The organism is Streptomyces olivaceoviridis, assembly GCF_014650115.1.
Lineage (GTDB): Bacteria > Actinomycetota > Actinomycetes > Streptomycetales > Streptomycetaceae > Streptomyces > Streptomyces olivaceoviridis.
The window spans coordinates 1-564 of the sequence record NZ_BMUI01000133.1 but is presented as its reverse complement, the minus strand read 5'-3'; the positions used below and the strand labels follow the sequence as shown (position 1 = coordinate 564).

Genomic DNA, 564 nt, shown 5'->3' with positions numbered 1-564 from the left:
GCTGTGGGACGACGTGGTGGCCGGGCCTCGCCCGGAGACGGGCCTCGACAAGCTCCGCCGCGCCGCCGCCACCCAACCCCTCGCCATCAACACAGCTGCAGGGGAGGCGATTAAGCAGTCGCCGTCGATGCCGACGACCCCGACCACGCCGGTGACGCCGTCGTCGTCGACGCCGCCGCGTGGCGGCAGCGTGTGGCGGAGCGTTTTCCACCCCGGGAGCAACCTGGCCACCAAAAGCCTCGGCGCCAACCTCTTCGACCGCCCGCAGCCCAACTCCCCCACCGTCTACGACTGGCTTTACAGCGACGAGACCAGGACCAGGAGCAACCACCGCTAAATAAGAGCCGTCGGCCAGAGAATTGAAGACAGGAAGTTCTGCGACGCCGCCATGTTTGCTGCTCTTTTGGTTATCTAATCCTGCATAGCGTACGTTGCTGTCTGAGGCTGCATGTAGTTTGTCTTGAGCTTCGTACTACTTGTCTACTAGTGCTTGTAACTTTCTTTTCTTGCCTCGGTCTACTCGCTGCATGCTAGCGAGTGATGGGTGTATGTGTGTGCTTTGTG

General features: G+C 61.2%; 1 protein-coding gene. It reads left to right on the top strand.

The window, feature by feature from the left end; genetic code table 11:
- Positions 1-337: hypothetical protein (locus IE273_RS45620; RefSeq protein ID WP_229888007.1), on the top strand; the 337-nt coding region annotated here is incomplete at its 5' end.
- Positions 338-564 lie beyond the last annotated feature (227 nt).